The sequence below is a fragment of the Legionella tunisiensis genome, from assembly GCF_000308315.1.
Classification (GTDB): domain Bacteria; phylum Pseudomonadota; class Gammaproteobacteria; order Legionellales; family Legionellaceae; genus Tatlockia; species Tatlockia tunisiensis.
The window spans coordinates 1-1,354 of the sequence record NZ_CALJ01000053.1; the positions used below are offsets into that span (position 1 = coordinate 1).

A 1,354-nucleotide genomic window follows, 5' to 3' on the forward strand; every position below is an offset into this window, starting at 1 on the left:
TAATTTTACCGCGTACAATCAACACATTTCAGCACTTTGTCCGATCCCACCAATCGGGATTGGACAAAATTCTTTGTAAAAGATCTTGCTAAGCCACTCCCCCTACCCACGTGGTTGGACGATGAGTCAGGAAAACCATCTAGGAATCTCTGTTATCCGACAGGACAACTCTCTCGGGGGTCTAAGTCAATTTATCGAACCAACCGGTTTCTTTATTAAGAAGAAATCCCTTATCGATTAAAGATTGTTTAATTTGATTTTCATATACATTGCAAAGGAAAAGGCTTATAAACACATAAATAGCCACGTACGAAAAATTTATCCAGGATTCAATATTGGAACATCAACAAGTTGCAGGGACTCCTTAATCAATATATGGAATGACCCTTACCGTCACTGGCTCTTTGTTCCATCAGATTTTAATATGGATAATGGGAAGAGTAAAAAAGCAAAATAACAACCCCGCTACCCACTATACCTGTTAAGGTGATATCCTAAGTGGAATTAAGACTTCGTAGATTGCAGAGGCTACCAGCATTATAGTCTATTTTAAGTAATTAAGTAAAGCTCAATTGATTTAAAATTAATCAAATAAAGCGTTAACACATCTTTTATACTCGTTTTACTGGAGCTGCTGTTATCATCATTTAATCAATGTTATAGATTAATCTTTTTAGCTTGCTATGAATAGATGTCAGGCAAAACGGCTATTCACTGACATCTATATTAAAGAGGCTTTTATAAAAGATGGCCCTAGGAAAAATATGAAGCAATGGCATGCATTAACTATCGAAGAAACAAAAAATGTATTTGCAAAACAACCTAAAAAATTTTGATGTCAATGAAATAAAGGATGTTGAATCTTCACGCTGGTATATCATATTGGTACGTCAGTTCACCAATATCTTAATTCTGGTTCTCCTATTAGCAACACTTCTCTCTTTCTTTCTAGGCGATATGGTCGATGCGATGGTGATTCTTGCTATTGTTCTTTTCAATGGTTTATTAGGATTTATCCAGGAATGGAAAGCTCAAACAGCGATTAAAAATTTAAAAAGCATGCTTACCACAAAATGCCGAATAGTCCGTAATGGACTGGAACAAGTCATTGATGTGAAAAAGCTTGTTCCGGGTGATTGCGTGTTATTGAGTGCCGGGACTATTGTCCCTGCTGATATCCGACTCACAACGGTAGTAGATCTCATGATGAATGAGGCAACCTTAACTGGTGAATCTGAACCCATAATCAAAACAACAGAAAGGTTACCCAAAGAAACTTTGGTTACAGATAGGAAAATATGGCTTTCATGGGAACTCATGTTATGAGCGGACAGGGACAAGGCGTTGTTGTTGC

At 37.0% G+C, this 1,354-nt stretch carries 1 protein-coding gene; it reads left to right on the forward strand.

Features of this window, described 5'->3' with window-relative positions; all coding sequences use genetic code 11:
• Positions 1 to 804 precede the first annotated feature (804 nt).
• On the forward strand, positions 805 to 1,326 hold the full coding sequence (locus BN58_RS03925; protein WP_026069240.1) for an HAD-IC family P-type ATPase: 522 nt from the start codon (positions 805 to 807) through the stop codon (positions 1,324 to 1,326).
• Positions 1,327 to 1,354: the final 28 nt, after the last annotated feature.

Bases quoted from the DNA above. Each gene is read 5' to 3' on its own strand.
- BN58_RS03925 (WP_026069240.1), top strand. From the start codon at position 805: ATGTATTTGCAAAACAACCTAAAAAATTTTGATGTCAATGAAATAAAG.